Below are 21,069 nucleotides of genomic sequence, written 5' to 3'. Positions count from 1 at the left end.
TTTGGTTCCGCTGGCTCCCCTTATAACCCCCCTATTTAAACCCGCGCACCCCTCCTCTACCTCAGGCGTCAATAGGGGGCCCTTCCTTACGCCTCAGCCGGTGTTGCGCATGCCGGCGGCGATGCCGTTGACTGTGGTGAGCAGGGCCCGCTCCAGGGCGGTGCCGTCGCTCGGCGCGCGCCGGCCACCCGGCGCGGTGGCCACCGCCCGACCGGCCGCGCCGGACTCCCGGTACTGCCGCAGCAGCGCCACCTGGAGGTGGTGCAGCGGCTCCAGGTAGGTGTCCCGCACGGCGAGGGTCCGCTGGAGCACCGGCGAATTCTCCAGCAGGGCCGGCTCGGCGGTCACCGCGAGGACCTCCCGCCTGGTCAGCTCGTACTCCTGCTCGATCTTGTGGAAGATCGGGTGCAGCTTCTTCGGCACCAGCGTCTCCACGTACCGGCGGGCGATCGTCAGGTCGGTCTTGGTCAGCATCATCTCGACGTTCGACAGGAACGTCCGGAAGAAGTGCCAGCTGCGGTGCATCTCGGCGAGCACGTCGGCGTGTCCGGCCTCCCGGGCGGCGGCGAGGCCGGAGCCCACCCCGAACCAGCCGGGGACGATCTGCCGGGTCTGCGTCCAGCCGAACACCCACGGGATGGCGCGCAGGCCGGCGAGCCCGGCGCCCGTGTTCGGCCGCTTCGCCGGCCGGGAGCCGATGTTCAGTGCGCCGAGCAGCTCCGTCGGGGTGGAGGCCCAGAAGTACGAGGCCAGGTCCGGGTCCTCCACGAGCGACCGGTACGACCGGTACGCCGCCTCGCTGACCGCGTCCATCGTCGCGTCCCAGCGCTCCAGCATCTCCGCGGGCTGCCGGGGCGCGGTGTGCAGCAGCGTCGCCTGGAGCACGGCGGCCATGGTCAGCTCCAGGTTCTCCCGGGCCAGCGCGGGCAGCGTGTACTTGTCCGAAATCACCTCGCCCTGCTCGGTCACCTTGATCGCGCCGTCGAGCGTCCCGTACGGCTGGGCCAGGATCGCGTCGTGCGTGGGCCCGCCACCCCGGCCGACCGTGCCGCCGCGGCCGTGGAAGAGCCGCAGGTGCACGCCGTGCCGGGCGGCGACGTCGCGCAGCGCGCGCTGCGCCCGGTGGATGGCCCACTGGCTGGTGGTGATGCCGGCCTCCTTGTTGGAGTCGGAGTAGCCCAGCATCACCTCCTGCACGTCGCCGCGGGCCGCGACCAGCGCCCGGTACGCCGGCAGCGACAAGAGCTCGTCCAGCAGGTCACCGCCGGCGTTCAGCTCGGCGGGGGTCTCCAGCAGCGGCACGAAGCCGATCCGCGCCCGGCCGCTGTGCACGTCGATCAGGCCGGCCTCGCGGGCCAGCACGACCGCGGCGAGCACGTCGTCCACGCCGAGGGTCATCGAGATGATGTACGACTCGATCACTTCGGTGCCGAACCGGTCCTGCGCCTCCCGGATCGTGCCGAACACGTCGAACGTCTTGCGGGCGGACTCGGTGAGCGGTGTGTCGAGGGTGGACAGCGGCCGGCGGCCGGTCAGCTCGTCGGCGAGCAGCTTGGTGCGCTCCAGCCGGCTCAGCGACGGGTAGTCCTCCACCTCGCCCACCGCGCCGTACAGCTGGGCCAGCACCTCGTGGTGCTTCTCGGCGTGCTCGCGGACGTCCATGGTGGCGAGGTGCAGGCCGAACGCGGACACCGTACGGATGGTCGACGCGAGCCGGCCCACGGCGGTGAGCTGGCCGGAGTTGCGGGCCAGCGAGGCGCGCAGCAGCTCCAGGTCGGCGATCAGCTCACCGGACCCCCGGTAGTCCCGCCCCGGCACGTGGCCGGTGCCCTGCCGCAGCCGCTGCCGGGTGTTGGCGAGCTTCGCCTTCACGCAGCGGGCCTTCAGCCGGTACGGCTCCTCGGCGTTGACCCGGCGGAACCGGGGTGCCACCTCGGGCAGCGCGTCGAGGTCGGCGGCCAGGCTGGCCGAGAGGTCCAGCGAGACGCCGCGTAGCCGGCGGGAGACCGACACCTCGTTGATGAGCTGGTCCATCGCCTTCTCGGTGGCCGCGATGCCGTGCTCGTGCTGGATGATCAGCACTTCGCGGGTCACCGTGGGGGTGACGAACGGGTTGCCGTCCCGGTCGCCGCCGATCCAGGTGCCGAAGGTCAGCGGCCGGGCGGTCGGCGAGGTCTCCACCCCGAGCATGCGCAGCGTGTCGGCGAGGTCGTCGAGCACCTGCGGCGCCGCCTCGGCGTACAGGTCGCGCAGGTAGTAGATGGCGTTGCGGGCCTCGTCCGTCGGGTCGGGCCGGTCCAGCCGCAGCTCGTCGGTCTGCCACATGAGGTCGAGCAGTTCGGCGAGGCGGCGGTTGGCGGGGCCCTCGTCGCTGGCCCCGTACAGGATCGCGTTGCTGGTCTCGGTGTCCAGTTCGTCGGCGATCGCGCGGAGCTTCGACAGGATCGACCGGCGGGCGGCCTCGGTGGGGTGGGCGGTGAAGACCGGGCGTACCGCGAGGCGGCGGGCCACCGCGGCGATCTCCTCGGCGGGCACCCCGCGCTCGGCGATCATCTTGGCCGCCTGGTCCAGCCAGCCGCCCTGGATGGCGCGGCGGCGGCGCAGGTCGCGGGCGCGGTGGACCTGCTCGGTGATGTTGGCCAGGTGGAAGTACGTGGAGAACGCGCGGGCCAGCTTGGTGCCCGTGGTGACGTCCAGCCCGGCGAGCCGCTGGGCGGCGGCCGGGGCGTCGGTGCGGACCTGGGCGCGGATGTCCTCGACGAGGTCGAGCAGGGGGCGGCCCTCCTGGCGGGCGAGGGTCTGCCCGAGCAGGGTGCCGAGGCGGCGGATGTCGGCGCGCAGCGCGGCGTCGGGGCCGTCGTGGTCGTGCTGGTCGGTCACGGTGCGCTCCTTACGTGAGTACGAAGGACAGCGCTGTCCGACTCCCTGGATGGTATCCGCGCGGACCGGGGTGTAAGGAGGGGCCCCTTGTTAACGCCTTCTGTTGTGGAAGGGTCCCTTCCTAACATCTCAGGCATTCGCGCAGCTCCCGGCCGGTGCCACGGCACGGGCGCCGGGCCGTGGCGGCGGAGCAGGGTGTCGCCGATCACTCCGCCAGCCTAGAGTCCGGTTCGAACGGGTACGCCGTTTCGCCCCGGCTCCGGCGCGGATGCCCACCGGCGGGCGTCGGTAGCGTTCGGAGCGTGCCGACGTTGCGTTATCCACCGAAGCCGCGCCCCGGCGACCGGGTCGCGGTCGTCTCCCCGTCCGCCGGCCTGCCGGGCCTCTTCCCGCACGTGTACGAGCTGGGCCTGCGCCGGCTGCGCGAGGACCTCGGCCTGGAGCCGGTCGAGTACCCGACCACGCGTGTCACGGACGCCGACCCGCGCGACCGGGCGCGGGACCTGACCGCCGCCTTCGCCGACCCCACGGTCACCGCCGTGCTGGCCACCGTCGGCGGGGAGGACCTGATCACGGTCACGCCGTACCTCGACGACGCGGTGCTGCGGGCGAACCCGAAGCCGTACTTCGGCTACTCGGACAACACCAACTTGCTGAACCACCTGCACCGGTTGGGGATGGTCGGCTACCACGGCGGCTCGGTGCTGGTGCACCTCGGCCGGCCTGGGACACCGCACCCGCTCACGTTCGACTCGCTGCGCGCCGCGCTCTTCACCACCGGCTGGTACGACCTGGCCCCGGCCACCGAGTGGGGCGACCAGCCGAACGACTGGAACGACCCCGCCACGCTGGCCCGCGAGCCGGTGATGTCCCCGGCCTCGGGCTGGATTTGGGCCGGTCCGCAGCGGGTGGTCGAGGGCCGGATCTGGGGCGGCAACCTGGAGGTGCTGCACTGGCTGCTCGCCGCCGACCGGGTCGCCCCCGTGGCGGAGCTGGCCGGGTCGGTCTTCGTGCTGGAAACCTCCGAGGAGCTGCCGTCGGCCACCGAGGTCTTCCGGATGTTGCGCAACCTGGGGGAGCGGGGCCTGCTCGGGACGTTCCCCGCCGTGCTGGTCGGCCGGCCGAAGGCGTGGGATTTCAGCCGGCCGCTCGGCCCGGCGGAGAAGGTGGCGTACGCGGTGGAGCAGCGGGAAGCGGTGACCCGGGCGCTGGCGACGTACAACCCGGACGCGGTGGTCGTCTTCGATCTGGACATCGGGCACACCGACCCGCAGCTGATCCTCCCGTACGGCGGTGACGTCCGCGTCGACGCCGTCGACCGCCGCATCTCGGTGCGCTACTGATCGGTGAGCGGCCAGGAAGATCCACTCGATGCCCCGGGCATCGCGGTGTCCAACACGGTGCGATGCCGCGATGCCCGGGATCCCGTGTCGATCTTGCCGGTGCCGGCGCGATCAGCTCACGACGGCGAAGGCGCGGACCGGGAAGGTGCCCATGCCGGCCACCCGTGGTGGCGCGGCGGTGAACCGGAATCCGGACGGGGGAAGGGCCTCCAGCCCGGTCAGGTGCTCCACGATCGGGATCCCGGCCGCCAGCAGGCCGCTGTGCGCGGGGCGCTCGCCGGCCGAGGCCGGGCTCATGTCGTCGATGTTGATCGAGTCGATGCCGACCAGGGCGGCGCCCGCCTCGACCAGCGCACCGGCGCCGTCGCCGGTGAGGTACGGGGCCTCGGGTGCGCCGTACCGGTCGGTGCCGAAGTGCGCCGACCAGCCGGTGTGCAGCAGCACCGCCTTGCCGGCGACGTCGTACGGGGCCAGCAGCAGCCGGTCCACCGTGCGGGTGTCGGCGGGCACCCGGACCACGACGCCGGGCAGGTCGGCGAGCCGGTCGAGCGGTGTGCCGGTGAGATCGGCACCGTCGGCGTAGCGGTGCGCGGGGGTGTCCACGTACGTGCCCGTGTTGGCGATCATGTCGATCCGGGCGACGTGGAACTCGGTGCCCGGGGCGTAGTTCGCGCGGGACGCCTCCCGGGTCAGCCAGTCGGTGATCCGCGGCGCCGGCCAGCCCGGAAGTGTGACCATCCCGTCGGTGACCGGGTGGCTCAACTCGACCAGCCGGCGGCCCGGCGCATTCTCGCCGGTCCCGGAAACGCCGCGCCCGCCCTTGTGCGGCTCCTCGATGATCGTCTTGTTCGTGATGCGGACGTCGGCCACCATCAGCAGCCCGAGGTGCCGGACGAAGAGCGCGGCCAGGTCCGCGTCGTCGATCTCCCGACCGGGAATGTCCAGCCGGAATCCCCCGGTGCGCAGCCCACCACCGTTGGCGAAGGTGACCTCCGCGTCGAACTGCACGCGCCACTGTCCGCTCATGGGTTCAGCCGACCATGACGGCGCGGCCGGGTCAAGATCCACCTCATGGGACGGGACCGGCGCAACTTCGGGGAAGGTGCTGCCTCCGGGCTTCGGGAGGCAGCACCTTCCCCGAAGTTGTCCGGATCTTGAGCGCGCGAATGCCGACGCGGATCTCGGGGCGGGGGCGTGGCGGTGCGGGGCGGGGTGAGGCGGCGGGCGACGGTGGCGGGAAGCGGGGAGAACGTCGGGGGACGGAGATAGGCTGGCAGGCGTGCACCCCCCGTCCCGCCGGACGAGGGGCTTTAGTCGTGTGCCGACGCCCCCTGGAAGTGATCACACATGCTCACCGGACTCTTCGCCGCCGCCCTGGCCGACCCGGCCCTCGCCCGGGCCCGTGACCTGGCGCGATCCGGTGCTGCCCGCCTCGACGGGCTCGACCTGACCGCCCCGCCGTCGCTGCGCCCGTTCGCCGTCGCCGCCGTCGCGGCCGACGAGCCGGTGGGAGGCGCGGGCCGGCCGGTGCTGGCGGTCACCGCCACCAGCCGGGAGGCCGACGACCTCGCCTCGGCGCTGGGCAGCCTGCTCCCGGCAGAGCAGGTGGCGGTCTTCCCCTCCTGGGAGACGCTCCCGCACGAGCGGCTGTCACCGCGTTCGGACACGGTGGGCCGGCGGCTGGCCGTGCTCCGCCGGCTGGCCCACCCCGACTCGGCCGACGCGCACGGCCGCACCGGCCCGCTGCGGGTGGTGGTCGCCCCGGTCCGGTCCCTGCTGCAACCGCAGCTGAAAGGCCTCGGCGACCTGGAACCGGTGCGGCTGGCCGCCGGCGACGAGGCCGACCTCGAGGAGGTCGCGCGCCGGCTCACCGACATGGCGTACGCGCGGGTCGACCTGGTCACCAAGCGCGGCGAGTTCGCCGTACGCGGCGGCATCCTCGACGTGTTCCCGCCCACCGACGAGCACCCGTCCCGGGTCGAGTTCTGGGGCGACGAGGTGGAGGAGATCCGCACCTTCGCGGTGGCCGACCAGCGCACGATCGAGGCGGTTCCCCAGCTCTGGGCCCCGCCCTGCCGGGAGCTGCTGCTGACCCCGTCGGTGCGGAAACGGGCCGCCGCCCTCGCCGAGGAGCACCCGGAGCTGGCGGAGATCCTCGACAAGCTGGCCGAGGGCATCCCGGTCGAGGGCATGGAGTCGCTCGCCCCGGCGCTGATCGGTGCCGACTCGATGGAGCTGCTGCTCGACACCATGCCGGCCGGCACCCACGTGCTGCTCTGTGACCCGGAGCGCATCCGCACCCGGGCGCACGACCTGGTGCGTACCGCAGACGAGTTTCTCCGAGCGAGCTGGGAGGCGGCCTCGAGCGGCGCACAAAGGCCGATTGACCTCGGTGCCGCCGCCTTCCGGACCCTCGCGGACGTCCGGGCGGCCGCCCGCGTCCAGGGCCAGCCCTGGTGGACGGTCTCGCCGTTCGGGCTGGCCGAGCCGGCCGCGGCCCCCGCGCGACAGCCCTGGGAGGACGAGCCGGTCGAGGTGGACGTCACCCCGGACGACGCGATCGCGGTGACCCTCGCGGCCCAGCCCGCCCCGCTCTACCACGGCGAGACCGCCCGCGTGGTCGACGACCTCAAGCGCTGGGCGGGCGAGGGATGGTCGATCGCGCTGGTCTTCGCGGGGCACGGTCCCGCCCAGCGGGCCGTCGAGGTGCTGCGCGACGCCGGCCTGGGCGCGCGGATGACCGAGGAGGTGCCGACCGCGCCCGCCCCCGGGGAACTGCTGGTCACCTGCGGGTCGCTGATCGGCGGTTTCGTCGACGAGGCGTCCCGGTTCGTGCTGCTCACCGGGGACGACCTGACCGGCGGCCGGGGCACCTCGACCCGGGACATGCGCAAGATGCCGAGCCGGCGGCGCAACACCATCGACCCGCTGGAGCTCAAGGCCGGCGACTTCGTCGTGCACGAGCAGCACGGCATCGGCCGGTACGTCGAGCTGGTGCAGCGGACGGTCAACGGCGCCAGCCGGGAGTACCTGGTCATCGAGTACGCCCCGAGCAAGCGCGGCCAGCCCGGCGACCGGCTGTTCGTCCCCACCGACCAACTCGACCAGCTCTCCCGCTACGTCGGCGGTGAGCAGCCCACCCTGCACAAGATGGGCGGCTCGGACTGGCAGAAGTCGAAGGCCCGCGCCCGCAAGGCGGTCCGGGAGATCGCCGCCCAGCTGATCCAGCTCTACGCCGCTCGGAAGGCGTCCAAGGGGCACAACTTCGGGCCGGACACCCCGTGGCAGCGGGAGCTGGAGGACGCCTTCCCCTGGCAGGAGACGCCGGACCAGCTCGCCGCCATCGAGGAGGTCAAGCGGGACATGGAGCAGACGGTCCCGATGGACCGGCTGATCTGCGGGGACGTCGGGTACGGCAAGACCGAGATCGCCGTCCGAGCCGCGTTCAAGGCGGTGCAGGACGGCAAGCAGGTGGCGGTGCTCGTGCCGACGACGCTGCTCGTGCAGCAGCACTACAACACGTTCGCCGAGCGGATGAGCCAGTTCCCGGTGACGATCCGGCAGCTGTCCCGCTTCCAGACGCCGAAGGAGGCCGAGCAGACCCTGGCCATGGTCGCCGACGGCACCGCCGACATCGTCATCGGCACCCACCGGCTGCTCCAGGCGTCCACCCGGTTCAAGTCCCTCGGCCTGGTCATCGTCGACGAGGAGCAGCGCTTCGGCGTCGAGCACAAGGAGCACCTGAAGGCCATGCGGGCCGCGGTCGACGTGCTCAGCATGTCGGCCACCCCGATCCCGCGGACGCTGGAGATGGCGATCACCGGCATCCGGGAGATGTCCACCATCGCCACCCCGCCGGAGGAGCGGCACCCCGTGCTCACCGCCGTCGGGGCGTACGACGAGCGGCAGGTGGCCGCCGCCATCCACCGTGAGCTGCTCCGCGACGGTCAGGTCTTCTACCTGCACAACCGGGTCGAGTCGATCGAGCGGGCGGCGCGGAAACTGCGCGAGCTGGTGCCCGAGGCGCGGGTCGCGGTGGCGCACGGCCAGTTGGGCGAGGAGGCCCTGGAGAAGGTCATGGTCGGCTTCTGGGAGAAGGAGTTCGACGTCCTGGTCTGCACCACGATCGTGGAGTCCGGCATCGACATCCCGAACGCCAACACCCTGATCGTGGAACGCGCCGACCTGCTCGGCCTGGCCCAGCTGCACCAGATCCGCGGCCGGGTCGGCCGGGGCCGGGAGCGGGCGTACGCGTACTTCCTCTACCCGCCGGACAAGCCGCTTACCGAGCACGCCCACGAGCGGCTGGCCACGATCGCGCAGCACACCGAGCTGGGCGCCGGCATGTACGTGGCGATGAAGGACCTGGAGATCCGGGGCGCCGGCAACCTGCTCGGCGGCGAGCAGTCCGGCCACATCGAGGGCGTCGGCTTCGACCTGTACGTGCGCATGGTCGGCGAGGCGGTGCAGGCGTTCAAGGGGGAACGTCCGGAGGAGGAGGTCGAGGTCAAGGTCGACCTTCCGGTGGACGCGCACCTGCCGCACGACTACGTCGGCGTGGAGCGGCTGCGCCTGGAGATGTACCGCAAGCTGGCCGAGGCCCGCGACGAGGAGCGGCTGCGCGAGGTGGTCGCCGAGATGACCGACCGGTACGGCGAGCCGCCCGCGCCGGTGCAGAACCTGGTGGCGGTGGCGCGGTTCCGGCTGCTCGCCCGCCGCTACGGCCTCACCGACGTCAGCATGCAGGGCAAGCACATCCGGTTCGGTCCGCTGCCGCTGCCGGACTCGAAGCAGCTGCGGCTCAAGCGGTACCACCCGGACGCCGTCTACAAGGCGGCGCTCGACCAGGTCAGCGTGCCGCGGCCGAGCACCCGCCGGGTCGGCGGCGAGCCGCTGCGCGACCAGGCGCTGCTGGAGTGGTGCGCCCAGCTCCTCTCCGACGTGCTCGGCGAGCCGGCGGCCCTCGCGGGGGCGGCCCGGTGAGGCGTGGGGGCCGTCACACCGCGCCGGGACGGCGTGAGAGAGTGACCGGCATGCGTGCTCGCCGTCTTGTCGCCGTCGCCAGCGTGGCGGTCGGCCTCGTCGCCCTCGCCGGATGCCGTACCGAGCCGGGTGTCGCCGCGTACGTCGGTGACCAGCGGATCACCGAGGAGGCCGTGAACGGAATCCTCGACGAGCTGCGGGCACAGACCGCCGCCCCGACGGCCGCGCCGGACGCGCCGGAGGCGGCCCAGCCGACGCCGCCGCTGCCCGGCCGGGCCCAGATCGTCGGCACGCTCGTGCTGGGCGAGGTGTGCGAGCGGGTGTCCGCCGACAAGGGCTACCGCCCGCAGGGCCGGGCGGAGCCGGCCCAGGTCGCCCGCCAGCTCGGCCTCGCCCCGGAGACGGAGTACGTGCGCGAGGTCGCCACCCTCTACACCTGCCTCTCCGGCATCCCCACCGGCACGCCGGCCGCGCCGACCGAGCAGGAGCTGGCCGACCTCATCGCCGCCGGCCGCAAGGCGGGCGTGATCCCGGCGGACGTTCCCGACGACGCCGCCGCCGGGCAGCTCGACGGCGACCAGCTGCGGCTGGCCCTCGCCACCCGCCGGTCGCTGGCCGAGGCCGTCGAGGGGTACGACGTGACGGTCAACCCCCGCTACCGGCCGCTGGAGTTCCCGGTGCTCAGCTTCGCCGGCGACGCGCCCGCGGTGAGCGTGCCGCTGGGTGAGCCGGGCTCCGACGCGGTCACCGACATCTCCACCCCGGAGCCGCTGCCGACGGTCGAGCCGACCGGCGCCGAGGCGACCGAGCCGGTCGCCAGCTGAGCATGTCGGCGCGGATCGTCCTGCTGGTCACCTCGCCCCGGCTGCCGGCCGGGCTGCTCACGGCGGCCGCCTGGGACGTCGTACGCCGGCACCCGGTGCTCGCTGGGGCGGAGAGCGCGACGGCGGCGGCGGTCCGCGCGGCGGGCGCCGAGGTGACCGTGGTCGACGGTCCGGCCACCCAGGCGCTGCTGGACACGGTCGCCGCTCACGGCACGGCGGTGTGGCTCGCCGGCCCGGCCGGCGACGAGTCCCTCGCCCGTGAGCTGGGTCTGCGCCTGGCCCGGGAGCCGGGCCTCGCCGAGCTGGAGCTGATGTACGGCTCGTGGGACCCGCCGGGTGCCCGGCTGCTCGACGCGGTGGCGGTGATGGACCGCCTCGTCTCGCCCGGCGGCGACCCGTGGAAGCGGGCGCAGACCCATCGGAGCCTCGCCCGTTTCCTGCTGGAGGAGTGCTACGAGGCGTACGACGCGATCAGCGACGGGGACACCGACGCGCTGCGCGAGGAGTTGGGGGACGTGCTGCTCCAGGTGGTGCTGCACGCCCGGCTCGCCGAGGAGCTGCCCGAGGACGAGCGGTGGACCGTCGACGACGTGGCCGGTGGCCTGGTCGACAAGATGGTCCGGCGTAACCCGCACGTCTTCGCCGACGGCCGGGCGGCGTCGATCGAGGAGATCGAGGCGAGCTGGGAGCGGATCAAGCGGGCCGAGAAGGCGCGCGACTCGGTGCTCGACGGCATCGCCATGAGCCAGCCCGCTCTCGCTCTGGCGGCGAAGATCCTCGAGCGCGCCGCCCGCATCGGCCTGGCCGTCCCACCCCCGCTGGCGGACACCCAGGTGGACCCGGAGGCAAGACTCGGCGCAGGTCTCCTGACCACCGTCGCCGCCGCGCGGGAAGCCGACCTGGACCCGGAAGCGGCCCTCCGCCGCGCCACCCTGGCCTACGCGGAAGCGGTCCGCGCCGCCGAAGGCGCCGCCCCGCAAAGTTGATCATGGAGTTGGCGGGTGCGTACGAGATCGAATCACCCGCTAACGTCATGATCGACGCCGATCGGCGCCAGGCGGGTGCGGGTGCTGGGTGATCGGTAGGGTGCTTCCCATGCAGGAGTTCGGGCCGCTGGCTGAGCGGATCGTCGACGCGTTGCTGGAGAGCCGGCCCGGACTGGCCGCCACGGCGGGGGATCACCGGCACGACGACCGGTTGCCGGACTGGTCCGCCGACGCGCTGGCCGCCGATCGGGCGATGCTGCGGGACGCGGCCGACGCGCTGTCCGAGGTGGACGGCGACGCGCTCGACGTGGACGACCAGGTGGACCACGCCCTGCTGACCGCTCTCGTCGACCGGGAGCTGTTCGAGCGGGACGAGATCCGCGCACACGAGTGGGACCCGCTCCGGCACAACCCCGGCGGGCTGCTGCACGCGCTGGTCGCCCGCCCGTACGCCCCGGTCGAGGTCCGGCTGGACAGCCTCGCCGGCCGGCTGGAGGCCCTGCCCGACGCCCTCGCCACCGCGCGCGCGACGCTGCGCGACATGCCGCGGATCCACGCCGAGACGGCGGTCGGGCAGTTCACCGGCACCGCGGCGCTGATCCGCGACGAGGTGCCGGCGCTGCTCGACGCGGCACCCGCGCGGCACGACCGCGTCGCGCCCGCCGCGGCCACGGCCATCGCGGCGATCGAGGAGTTCGTGGCGTGGCTGCGCACCGGCCTCGCCGCCGACGCCGGGCCGGGCCGCGACCCGCGCCTGGGGCGCCGCCGGTGGGAGGCGCGGCTGTGGCACACGCTCGACACGGAGCTGGGCGCCGCCGAGATCCAGCGGCGGGCCTGGGTCAACCTGGACCGGGTCACCGAGGAGATCCGTGCGGCGGCCGTCGAGCTGGTCGGTGGGCCGGCCGACGACGAGACGGTACGCCGGGCGCTGGACCTGCTCGCCGCCGAGCACCCGGACGACCACACCATCGTCGACCTCGCCTCGACGGCGCTCGACGAGGCGAGCGACTTCGTCCGCGCCCACGACCTGGTGACCCTGGTCGACGACCCGTGCGTGATCCAGGTGATGCCGGAGTTCGCGCGCGGCGTGGCGGTCGCGTACTGCGACTCGCCGGGGCCGCTGGAGACGGCCGACGTGCCGACGTTCTACTGCATCGCGCCCACCCCGTCCGACTGGCCGGCGCACCGGGTCGAGTCGTTCTACCGGGAGTACAACGACCACATGATCCGCAACCTCACGGTGCACGAGGCGATGCCCGGGCACTTCCTCCAGCTCGCGCACGCCCGCCGGCACGTCGGTGGCACCCGGGTGCGGGCCCTCGCCCGGTCCGGGCCGTTCATCGAGGGCTGGGCGGTGCACGCCGAGGAGGTGATGTCCGGGCGCGGTTTCGGGGGTGTGCCGGTGCGGTTGCAGCAGCTCAAGATGCAGCTGCGGATGACGATCAACGCCCTGCTCGACCAGTTGGTGCACTGCGAGGGGATGACCGAGGCGGACGCGATGGCGCTGATGACCGAGCGTGGCTTCCAGGAGGAGGGCGAGGCCGCCGGCAAGTGGCGGCGGGCGCTGCTCACGTCGACGCAGCTGTCCACGTACTTCGTCGGGTACACCGAGGTCGCCGAGATCGCCGCCGCTCGCCCCGACGGGGTGTCCGTCCGGGACTGGCACGACGCGATGCTCGCCCACGACTGCCCGCCCCCACGCCACCTGCGCACCCTGCTCGGGGTGTAAGGAAGGGCCCCCTGTTAACGCCTGCGGTGGAGGAAGGGCCCCTTCTCAACGCTGATGCCCGGCGCGTCAGCGCCGCCCGCCGGTCGCGCGGCGTCGATCAGCCAGCGGGAGATCGAGTACGCGGGCGGCAACTCCGCCGGCAGCCGGTCGAGCGGGAACCAGCGCGCCTCGGTCAGCTCCGTCCCGTCGACCACCGGCTCGGCCGGCGGGCCGGCGGCTCGGGCGGTGAAACCGGTCAGCAGCGTCCCCGGCCCGGACATCGCCCACGGCTGGCTGCCGAAGTACGCCACCTGGGCGACGGTCAACCCGACCTCCTCGCGCACCTCCCGGTGGACGGCCGCCTCCAGCGTCTCGCCGGCCTCCACGAAGCCCGCGACCAGCGCCCACAGCCCGGTCGGCCCGTACGCGTGCCGCACGAGCAGTAGCTCGTCGGGGCCACCGTCGGGGCCGGGTCGGGTGATCGCCACCAGGACGGCGGCGGAGAGCTGCATCGGCACGTACAGCTCGCAGCCGGGGCAGCGCCGCGCCATCTCGCCGGGCACGTCGGCGAGCTCCGCCCGGCAGGCTCCGCACCAGCGGTGCGTCCGCCGCCAGGTGACGACGGCCAGTGCCCGCCCGGCGAGCGTCGCGTACGGCTCGGGGACCAGGGCGGCGAGGGACGGCCAGCTGTGCCATCGGCCGGGCAGGCTCTCCGTCACCGGCGCGTCGACGGCCCACACCGGGCGGCCGTCGAGCGTGCCGAGCGGCACCCACGGGCTGTCGGCGGGCAGGTCGGCGACCCGGAGGAAGCTGCCGTCCGCGCCGGTGAGCAGCTTCCGTCCGGCCACCGGCAGCGCCAGGTCCCCGGCGTCGGGTGTGCCGGCGGCGCCGGCTCCGGGGACGAAACCGGGGGCAGCGACGGGACCGGTCCCGCCGCCGGACGCGGAGGGACGAGCCGCGCCCGGGCCCTCCGCCGGGGGCGGGCCGACCCTGCGGTTCCCGTCCGCCGTGTCGTTTCCGGCCGTCCGGTCGTTCCCGGTCGTCCGGTCGGTCACGAGTCGGCCGGCCGGCGGTCGACCACGCCCGCGCCGGGCGGCAGCTCGAACGCCATGCTGTCGACGGCCTCCCGGTAGCGGGTGAGGGCCAGCTCGACCGGCTTACCGTCCACCTGGCCGGTGAAGCTGGCCAGCGCCCCTTCCGTGGTGACGCAGGCGCTGAAGTCGTCGGCCGTATCCCGGACCTCGACGCAGGTGGCGTGCCGCCCGGCGAGGGTGGTGTCACTGTTCGTGATGACCGCGTCCGGGTCGAGGGCGGCGGCGGTCAACAGGCCCACCACCATCGGCGGGGTGACCAGGCCCTGCCGCTTGGCCTCGGCGAACACGGTGACCGACGGCTTGGCGGTGGCGACCGGCGGCGGCTCCAGCGTGCAGACCGTCTGACCGCCGGACGTCTCGCACCTCGTGGTCGCCTCCTCGGTGACCGTCAGCTTGCCCCCGGGCCACGTGTACGCCGACCGCGCCGGCTCCTGGTCCTGGGCGATCGTCGCGGTCTTGCCGGCGGGGAGCTGGTAGTCGGCCGAGTAGGTCAGCGTCAGAGCCCGGTCCAGCCGGGTCGCGAGATCGTTGACCAGGTCGGAGCGGCCGATGGCCCGGCCGGCGTCGTCGAGGGTCTGACAGCCGGTGACCGTGAGCGACGCGACGACCGAGACGGCGAGCAGGCGGAGCGGGGTCGAGGGGGCGGCCATGGCGACCAGCCTTGCCGATCGGGTCAAGCGCGCGCAAACCCGTTGTCGGTTGACGTACGAGAATCCGGGAATGTCCGTAGCGCGGGCGACAGCCGGACACACAGCGTGACCGGCGGGCCGTCCGCCGGTACGCCGGGCGACGCGGTGCGGCACCGGGACGCCCGATACGCTGCGTGGCAACACCTGCCTCAGCCGCACCGTCGCGGCCCATACCGGACCGGCACACACAAACGAGGAGCGACTCAGTGGCAACCATCGAGGGAATCGTCGCCCGGGAGATCCTCGACTCGCGGGGCAACCCGACGGTCGAGGTCGAGGTCGGGCTCGACGACGGCACGATCGCCCGCGCCGCGGTCCCGTCCGGCGCCTCGACCGGCGCCTTCGAGGCGATCGAGCTGCGCGACGGTGACAAGGACCGCTACCTGGGCAAGGGCGTGGAGGACGCCGTCTCGAACATCGAGGACAAGATCGTCGACGAGCTGATCGGGTACGAGGCCAGCGAGCAGCGCCTGATCGACCAGAAGATGCTCGACATCGACGGCACCGACAACAAGAGCGAGCTGGGCGCGAACGCGATCCTGGGCGTCTCCCTGGCGGTGGCGAAGGCGGCCGCCGGCAGCGCCGAGCTGAGCCTGTTCCGCTACCTCGGCGGGCCGAACGCGCACCTGCTGCCGGTCCCGATGATGAACATCCTCAACGGTGGCGCCCACGCGGACTCCAACGTCGACATCCAGGAGTTCATGATCGCGCCGATCGGCGCGCCCAGCTTCCGCGAGGCGCTGCGCTCCGGCGCGGAGGTCTACCATGCGCTCAAGTCGGTGCTGAAGAAGCAGAACCTGTCCACCGGCCTCGGTGACGAGGGCGGCTTCGCGCCGAACCTGCCCACCAACGCCGCCGCCCTGGACCTCATCGCGGAGGCCGTCGAGAAGGCCGGTTACCGGCTCGGCACCGACATCGTCTTCGCGCTGGACGTGGCGGCCACGGAGTTCTTCGAGAACGGCACCTACACCTTCGAGGGCGCCACGAAGACCGCCGAGGAGATGAGCACCTACTACACCAAACTCGCCGACCAGTACCCGATCGTGTCCATCGAGGACCCGCTGGCGGAGGACGACTGGTCCGGCTGGCAGACGCTGACCGCGTCCATCGGCGACCGTATCCAGATCGTCGGCGACGACCTGTTCGTCACCAACCCGCAGCGCATCGCCCGCGGCATCGCCGAGAACGCCGCCAACGCCGTCCTCGTGAAGGTCAACCAGATCGGGTCGCTCACCGAGACCCTGGACGCGGTGGACCTGGCCCACCGGGCCGGTTTCAAGTGCATGATGAGCCACCGCTCCGGCGAGACCGAGGACACCACCATCGCCGACCTGGCGGTGGCCACCGGCTGCGGCCAGATCAAGACCGGCGCCCCGGCCCGGTCCGACCGCGTCGCCAAGTACAACCAGCTGCTGCGGATCGAGGAGGAGCTGGCCGACGCGGCGCGGTACGCCGGGGCGGGCGCCTTCCCGCGTTACCGTTCGGCCTGAGGGTCGCGAAGCCTCGGGGGAGGGGTGTGACGATGCAGCAGCGCCGCACGCCGGGTGGTCAGCGTCCGGCCCGCCGGCCGGGTCAGACCGGCCGGCCGGGCGGGGCTCGCGGTGCCCGGCCGGTCCGGGACGGCGGCGTCCGCGCGGAGCCGCGGTCGACCGACGGTCGCGCGTCGGCCCGCGCCACCGACGGAGTACGCTCCGCGAACCGCCCGGCCGCCCGGCGGGCGGCTGCCGGCGGCAGCGTCAAGCGGCTCGTCGCACCCCACCCCCGACGGTTCACCGGGCGGGCCACCGTGCTGTTCGCGGTGCTGATCGCGCTCGCCCTCGGCTACACCTACCCGGTCCGGGTCTACCTGGACCAGCAGGCCGACATCGCCCGCATGGAGGCCGCCCAGGCGGAGCAGCGGGAGACGATCAAGGAGCTCTCCGAGCGGGCCGCCAAGTGGCAGGACCCGAAGTACATCGAGGCCAAGGCGCGGGAACGGTTCTTCATGGTCCGCCCGGACGAGAACATCATGGTGGTGCTGCGCGACCCCGAGGGCGCCGCCCGGGACGCGGGCCGGCCGTCGGCTCCGGCCGGGCCGGCAGTCCCCGACGCCTGGTACGACACGCTCTGGTCGAGCGTGGAGGCGGCCAACGGCGAACGGCCCGCCGCCTGAGGACCGGATCAGCACCCCGCACGAACGAGGAATGAGCAGCGTGACAGTCGTACCACCGCAGGAGCCGGCGGCGGCCTCCGTACCCCTGCCGCAGCGCGAGCCGGCCACCGAGGCCGACCTGGCCGCGGTGGCCGCGCAGCTCGGCCGCGCGCCGCGCGGCACGCGGGCGGTGGCCCACCGGTGCCCGTGCGGCCTACCCGACGTGGTGGAGACGACGCCGCGCCTGGCCGACGGCACCCCCTTCCCGACGCTGTTCTACCTGACCTGCCCCCGCGCGACCGCCGCGTGCAGCCGGCTGGAGTCGGCCGGGCTGATGAAGGAGATGGCCGACCGGCTCGCGGAGGATCCGGAGCTGGCCGCGCACTACCGGGCGGCGCACGAGGACTACCTGGCCCGGCGGGAGGCGATCGGTCACGTGCCGGAGATCGCCGGCATCTCGGCCGGCGGGATGCCGGGCCGGGTGAAGTGCCTGCACGTGCACCTCGGGCACGCGCTCGGCGCCGGCCCGGGGGTGAACCCGTTCGGTGACGAGACGCTCGGCCTGGTCGAGCAGTGGTGGGCCGCCGGGCCGTGCGTGGACGTGCCGGCGGACGAGTGAGATGACCGCCGTCGACGAGATTCTTGTGCGGCGTGCCCGGACGGCCGACGTCCGGGGCATCCGCCGCCTGGTCGACACGTACACGGACGACCGGCGGCTGCTCAGCAAGGCGACGGTCACGCTCTACGAGGACGTGCAGGAGTTCCGGGTCGCGGTCACGCCGGACGGCACCGTGGTCGGGTGTGGGGCGCTGCACGTCATGTGGGAGGACCTGGCCGAGATCCGTACGGTGGCGGTCGACCCGGCGTGCCGCGGCCGCAAGATCGGCCACCGGATCGTCGGCGAGCTGATCGACGCGGCCCGGGAGCTGGGCGTGGCGCGGATCTTCGTGCTGACCTTCGAGACCCGGTTCTTCGGCTCGTTCGGCTTCACCGAGATCGATGGCGCGCCGGTGCCGCACCCCGTGTACGAGCAGTTGCTGCGTTCGTACGACGAGGGTGTCGCCGAGTTCCTCGACCTGGAGCGGGTCAAGCCGAACACCCTCGGCAACACCCGGATGCTGCTCCGGCTCTGACCCCTTGATCCACTCCTTGTCGCCGGCATCGTGGGGTTGGGGACGTCCGGACACCGCGATGCCGGTGGCACGGAGTCGATCACGCGACGGGCTGCGGTGTCGCGGCCCGGGCAGCCGACCTGCCGTAGGGTTGCGGGCGTGACGACGCGCGTGGCCGCCATCGACTGCGGGACCAACTCGATCCGCCTGCTGGTCGCCGACCTGCCCGACCCGGCGGCGGGCCCCGCCGCGCCGCTGGCCGACGTGAGCCGCCGGATGGAGATCGTCCGGCTGGGCCAGGGCGTCGACAGGACCGGCCGGCTGGCCCCGGAGGCGATCGAGCGGACCCGGGTGGCGCTCGCCGACTACGCCGCCGAGATCGAGAAGCTGGGCGCCGAGCGGGTCCGGATGTGCGCCACCTCGGCGAGCCGGGACGCGGAGAACGCCGCCGACTTCCGGGCCATGGTGCAGGAGACCCTCGGCGTGCCTCCGGAGGTGGTGACCGGGGACGAGGAGGCGCGGCTGTCGTTCACCGGGGCGGTGCGCGGGCTGCCCGCCGACGCGCGGGAGCCGTACCTGGTGGTCGACATCGGTGGCGGCTCGACCGAGTTCGTCGTCGGCACCCGCGCCGGCGGCGTCGACGCCGCGATCTCCATGGACATCGGGTGCGTCCGGATGACCGAGCGGCACCTGCACGGCGACCCGCCGGGCCTGGACGAGATCGCCGCCGCGCAGGCCGACATCGCGGTCGCGGTGGACCGCGCGCTCGACGTGGTGCCGGGCCGGGAGGCCGCCACGCTGGTCGGGCTCGCCGGGTCGGTGACGACCGTCGTCGCGATCGCCCAGGGCCTCACCGAGTACGACCCGGAGCGCATCCACCACGCCCGGGTGTCGTACGACGCGGTGGCCGACGTGACCGCCGACCTGCTGGCGAAGAGCCGGGGCGAGCGGCTGGCGATCCCGGTGATGCACCCGGGCCGGGCCGACGTGATCGGGGCCGGCGCCCTGGTGCTCCGCGTGATCATGGAACGTGCCGGAATGGACTCCGTCGTCGCCTCCGAGCACGACATCCTCGATGGCATCGCCTGGTCCCTCCGGCGGTAGCCGACGGAACCGCGCCTCGGCGCGTTTCGTTGACGCTACTTCGCAATGCGCACTAGTGTGCAATGCGTGGACACCACACAACTCTTGAAGGGTGTGCTGGATCTCGCCGTCCTCGCCGTGCTCCGCGACGAGGACGGCTACGGCTACGACATCCTGCGCCGCCTGCGCGAGGCCGGCCTGGACGAGGTCGGTGACGCCTCCGTGTACGGCACGCTGCGCCGCCTCTTCGCCGCCGGCCTGCTCACCACGTACGTCGTGCCCAGCGAAGCCGGACCGCACCGCAAGTACTACGCACTCAACGCCGCCGGCCGCGACCAGCTGACCCGGTCCGGCAAGCTCTGGCGTTCCTTCGCCACCACCATGGACACACTGCTCGACGATCGGGGGAGGGCGGCATGACCGTCTCGGAGCAGGAGATCACCGACTACGTCGCCCGGGTCCGGGCCGCGCTGGCCGACCTGCCACCGCCGGTCCGCGACGAGCTGACCGAGGACCTCGCGGAGCACCTGGCCGAGGTCGCCGCCGAGGCCGGCGGGTCGCTGGTCGAGCGGCTGGGCGAGCCCGAGGCGTACGCCGCCGAGCTGCGCGGGGCGGCCGGCGTCGGCGTCGCGGGCGGCGGGCGCCGCTTCGGCCGCCGGTTCGGCGCCGCCGGGGACCGGCTCCGCGCCCGGGTACGGCGGTGGGACGTCCAGCTCGGACCACCCCTGGGGTACGCCACGGCGAGCGAGTTCCTCCGGCTGCTCAACCCGGCCTGGTGGGTGCTGCGCGGCTACCTCGCGGCCATGCTGGTCACGGTGATCACCACCGGTGGTTCGTTCGGCCTGGTGCCGAGCCTCAACGGCAGTGAGCTCGCCGGGCTGGTCCTGCTGGGCGGTAGCGTGCTCGCCTCGATCTGGCTGGGTCACCACACGGCCGGGCTGAGCCGGCCGAAGCGCCGGCTGCTGTTCGCCGGGCACGCCGTGCTGGTGGTCTTCGCCCTGGTCGGCCTGGCCAGCGTGGACGACCGCGCCCGCTGGAACGACTACGGCGGCTACGAGCAGATCTCCATCGACGGCCGGTACGACCACATCCGGGACGTCTTCGTGTACGACAGCGAGGGGCGGTTGGTGCAGAACGCCCGGCTCTTCGACCAGAACGGCGACCCGATCCGGCTGGGCTATCCGGACTGTCCCGACCTCGGTGACCCGACCGGCCGGGGCAACCCGCTGCTGCGCCCGTACCCGTACTGCCCGGAGGCGGCGCCGTTCGCGCCGCGCTTGAACCCGACGCCGCCCCAGCCGGTGCTCCCGCCGCTGCCCACGGCCACGCCCGGGCCGACCGCCACAGCCGCGCCCACGGCGAGTCCCGCCCCGACGGGGTCCGCGTCGCCGACTGCGCTGTCGCCGAGCACGGAGCCCACCGGCTGAGTGTTGAGAAGGGGCCCTTCACCTCGCCAGGCGTTAAGAAGGGGGCCCTTCCTTGTTCCTGGGAAATGGCTGAAAGGATGAGGCTCACGGGGCGGCGGGCGGCGCTGATGATCGCTACGGTTTCGTCCGCACATTCACCCCTCGGAAGGAATCCCCGGGTCAGAGCAGGTCGCACCGCCCCCCGCACCGGACGCCGCCCAGCCCCAGCCCGGCGTTCAGGCGCCGCCGCCGGTGGAGGAGGAGGAGCCGGCCAAGAAGTCCGGTGGCAAGAAGGTGCTCGGCATCGTCGGCGCGATCGTCGCCGTCCTGGTGATCGCCGGTCTCAAGTTCGGCGTCGGTTCGGCGATCGGAGGCTTCTTCAACAAGGACGAGACCGCCGACGCGAAGGCCGGTGACTGCATCGCCGAGCTGCCCGAGGTGACCGGCTCGGAGCAGGAGGAGGTCGACGGCGCCAAGGTGGTCGAGTGCACCTCCACCGACGCCGCGTACACCGTGGTCGGTCGGGTCGACGGCCAGACCGAGGCGCAGGCCCGCACCGGTGCGGCGTGCGACCAGTTCTTCAAGGAGGGCCAGGAGGGCTACGTCTTCTCCGCCATCGAGCCGGGCAAGACGGGCTACCTGCTCTGCCTGACCAAGAAGGCCTGACCGGCCCGACCGGAGGAACCGACGGCGGCGCGAATCACCACCGCGCCGCCGTCACCGTGCCCGGGCCACCGACGAGCGAACGGGAGGTGAATGCCACTTCTCCGGCGTCTTCCCGGCACGGTCGCGGCGTGGCAGGCTACCGGCACGTAGGACCACTGGGCGAC

General features: G+C 73.3%; 17 protein-coding genes. 13 read left to right on the top strand and 4 right to left on the bottom strand.

Annotated features, from left to right (window positions below):
• Nucleotides 1-93: 93 nt before the first annotated feature.
• Complete coding sequence (gene ppc, locus AB0873_RS14230; RefSeq protein ID WP_366600124.1) at nucleotides 94-2,880, bottom strand: phosphoenolpyruvate carboxylase; 2,787 nt, start codon at nucleotides 2,878-2,880, stop codon at nucleotides 94-96.
• Nucleotides 2,881-3,182: 302 nt separating this feature from the next.
• Between ppc and AB0873_RS14225 the strand changes: the two genes are divergently transcribed.
• Entirely contained in the window at nucleotides 3,183-4,223 is a 1,041-nt protein-coding gene (locus AB0873_RS14225) for a S66 peptidase family protein (RefSeq protein ID WP_366600123.1), read from the top strand.
• Between the two features lie 111 nt (nucleotides 4,224-4,334).
• Here the strand turns inward: AB0873_RS14225 and AB0873_RS14220 are convergent, their stop codons facing one another.
• A complete protein-coding gene (locus tag AB0873_RS14220; RefSeq protein WP_366600122.1) occupies nucleotides 4,335-5,249 on the bottom strand; it encodes a cyclase family protein in 915 nt (304 codons plus the stop codon).
• Between the two features lie 321 nt (nucleotides 5,250-5,570).
• Between AB0873_RS14220 and mfd the strand changes: the two genes are divergently transcribed.
• The 4 genes from mfd to AB0873_RS14200 all read left to right on the top strand — a co-directional run bounded on the left by mfd (nucleotide 5,571) and on the right by AB0873_RS14200 (nucleotide 12,745).
• Nucleotides 5,571-9,206, top strand: coding sequence for a transcription-repair coupling factor (gene mfd, locus AB0873_RS14215; protein ID WP_155328847.1), 3,636 nt, complete (start codon nucleotides 5,571-5,573; stop codon nucleotides 9,204-9,206).
• 50 nt (nucleotides 9,207-9,256) lie between these two features.
• Complete coding sequence (locus tag AB0873_RS14210) at nucleotides 9,257-10,030, top strand: hypothetical protein (RefSeq protein ID WP_366600121.1); 774 nt, start codon at nucleotides 9,257-9,259, stop codon at nucleotides 10,028-10,030.
• Nucleotides 10,031-10,032: 2 nt separating this feature from the next.
• Nucleotides 10,033-11,016 (top strand): nucleoside triphosphate pyrophosphohydrolase, encoded by a 984-nt coding sequence (locus tag AB0873_RS14205; protein ID WP_366600120.1) that lies wholly within the window; start codon nucleotides 10,033-10,035, stop codon nucleotides 11,014-11,016.
• A 109-nt stretch (nucleotides 11,017-11,125) separates the two neighbouring features.
• Nucleotides 11,126-12,745 (top strand): DUF885 domain-containing protein, encoded by a 1,620-nt coding sequence (locus AB0873_RS14200; protein WP_366600119.1) that lies wholly within the window; start codon nucleotides 11,126-11,128, stop codon nucleotides 12,743-12,745.
• Between the two features lie 14 nt (nucleotides 12,746-12,759).
• Here AB0873_RS14200 and nudC read toward each other — a convergent pair whose 3' ends face one another.
• Both nudC and AB0873_RS14190 read right to left on the bottom strand, forming a co-directional pair.
• Nucleotides 12,760-13,572 (bottom strand): NAD(+) diphosphatase, encoded by an 813-nt coding sequence (nudC, locus tag AB0873_RS14195; protein WP_366600117.1) that lies wholly within the window; start codon nucleotides 13,570-13,572, stop codon nucleotides 12,760-12,762.
• A 203-nt stretch (nucleotides 13,573-13,775) separates the two neighbouring features.
• Complete coding sequence (locus AB0873_RS14190; protein ID WP_366600116.1) at nucleotides 13,776-14,468, bottom strand: hypothetical protein; 693 nt, start codon at nucleotides 14,466-14,468, stop codon at nucleotides 13,776-13,778.
• Nucleotides 14,469-14,713: 245 nt separating this feature from the next.
• Here AB0873_RS14190 and eno point away from each other — a divergent pair, with 245 nt between their 5' ends.
• The 8 genes from eno to AB0873_RS14150 all read left to right on the top strand — a co-directional run bounded on the left by eno (nucleotide 14,714) and on the right by AB0873_RS14150 (nucleotide 20,905).
• Entirely contained in the window at nucleotides 14,714-15,997 is a 1,284-nt protein-coding gene (eno, locus tag AB0873_RS14185; RefSeq protein ID WP_366600115.1) for a phosphopyruvate hydratase, read from the top strand.
• 32 nt (nucleotides 15,998-16,029) lie between these two features.
• Nucleotides 16,030-16,659: a septum formation initiator family protein gene (locus AB0873_RS14180; RefSeq protein ID WP_366600114.1), complete on the top strand. Its 630-nt coding sequence runs from the start codon at nucleotides 16,030-16,032 to the stop codon at nucleotides 16,657-16,659.
• Nucleotides 16,660-16,699: 40 nt separating this feature from the next.
• Nucleotides 16,700-17,257, top strand: coding sequence for a DUF501 domain-containing protein (locus AB0873_RS14175; protein ID WP_366600177.1), 558 nt, complete (start codon nucleotides 16,700-16,702; stop codon nucleotides 17,255-17,257).
• Between the two features lies 1 nt (nucleotide 17,258).
• Nucleotides 17,259-17,771, top strand: coding sequence for an amino-acid N-acetyltransferase (locus AB0873_RS14170; protein ID WP_366600113.1), 513 nt, complete (start codon nucleotides 17,259-17,261; stop codon nucleotides 17,769-17,771).
• Between the two features lie 150 nt (nucleotides 17,772-17,921).
• Nucleotides 17,922-18,854 carry a Ppx/GppA phosphatase family protein gene (locus AB0873_RS14165; protein WP_366600176.1) on the top strand — a complete coding sequence of 311 codons (933 nt, stop codon included), beginning with the start codon at nucleotides 17,922-17,924 and terminating at the stop codon, nucleotides 18,852-18,854.
• A gap of 66 nt (nucleotides 18,855-18,920) precedes the next feature.
• Complete coding sequence (locus AB0873_RS14160; protein WP_366600112.1) at nucleotides 18,921-19,253, top strand: PadR family transcriptional regulator; 333 nt, start codon at nucleotides 18,921-18,923, stop codon at nucleotides 19,251-19,253.
• The gene (locus AB0873_RS14155; protein WP_366600111.1) at nucleotides 19,250-20,260 is read left to right on the top strand and encodes a hypothetical protein; all 1,011 of its coding nucleotides are present in this window, start codon (nucleotides 19,250-19,252) and stop codon (nucleotides 20,258-20,260) included. Before AB0873_RS14160 ends, AB0873_RS14155 begins: the two co-directional genes overlap by 4 nt.
• A gap of 132 nt (nucleotides 20,261-20,392) precedes the next feature.
• Complete coding sequence (locus AB0873_RS14150; protein ID WP_366600175.1) at nucleotides 20,393-20,905, top strand: hypothetical protein; 513 nt, start codon at nucleotides 20,393-20,395, stop codon at nucleotides 20,903-20,905.
• Nucleotides 20,906-21,069: the final 164 nt, after the last annotated feature.

Source organism: Micromonospora sp. NPDC047707 (assembly GCF_040704235.1).
In the GTDB taxonomy this organism is placed as follows: Bacteria; Actinomycetota; Actinomycetes; order Mycobacteriales; family Micromonosporaceae; genus Micromonospora.
This window is presented reverse-complemented; position numbering and strand designations above follow the sequence as displayed.

What these genes read in the sequence shown, in the direction of transcription:
- AB0873_RS14220 (WP_366600122.1), bottom strand. Translation starts at nt 5,249, where the DNA reads ATGAGCGGACAGTGGCGCGTGCAGTTCGACGCGGAGGTCACCTTCGCC.
- mfd (WP_155328847.1), top strand. Translation starts at nt 5,571, where the DNA reads ATGCTCACCGGACTCTTCGCCGCCGCCCTGGCCGACCCGGCCCTCGCC.
- AB0873_RS14210 (WP_366600121.1), top strand. Translation starts at nt 9,257, where the DNA reads ATGCGTGCTCGCCGTCTTGTCGCCGTCGCCAGCGTGGCGGTCGGCCTC.
- AB0873_RS14205 (WP_366600120.1), top strand. Translation starts at nt 10,033, where the DNA reads ATGTCGGCGCGGATCGTCCTGCTGGTCACCTCGCCCCGGCTGCCGGCC.
- AB0873_RS14200 (WP_366600119.1), top strand. Translation starts at nt 11,126, where the DNA reads ATGCAGGAGTTCGGGCCGCTGGCTGAGCGGATCGTCGACGCGTTGCTG.
- AB0873_RS14190 (WP_366600116.1), bottom strand. Translation starts at nt 14,468, where the DNA reads ATGGCCGCCCCCTCGACCCCGCTCCGCCTGCTCGCCGTCTCGGTCGTC.
- AB0873_RS14180 (WP_366600114.1), top strand. Translation starts at nt 16,030, where the DNA reads ATGCAGCAGCGCCGCACGCCGGGTGGTCAGCGTCCGGCCCGCCGGCCG.
- AB0873_RS14170 (WP_366600113.1), top strand. Translation starts at nt 17,259, where the DNA reads ATGACCGCCGTCGACGAGATTCTTGTGCGGCGTGCCCGGACGGCCGAC.
- AB0873_RS14155 (WP_366600111.1), top strand. Translation starts at nt 19,250, where the DNA reads ATGACCGTCTCGGAGCAGGAGATCACCGACTACGTCGCCCGGGTCCGG.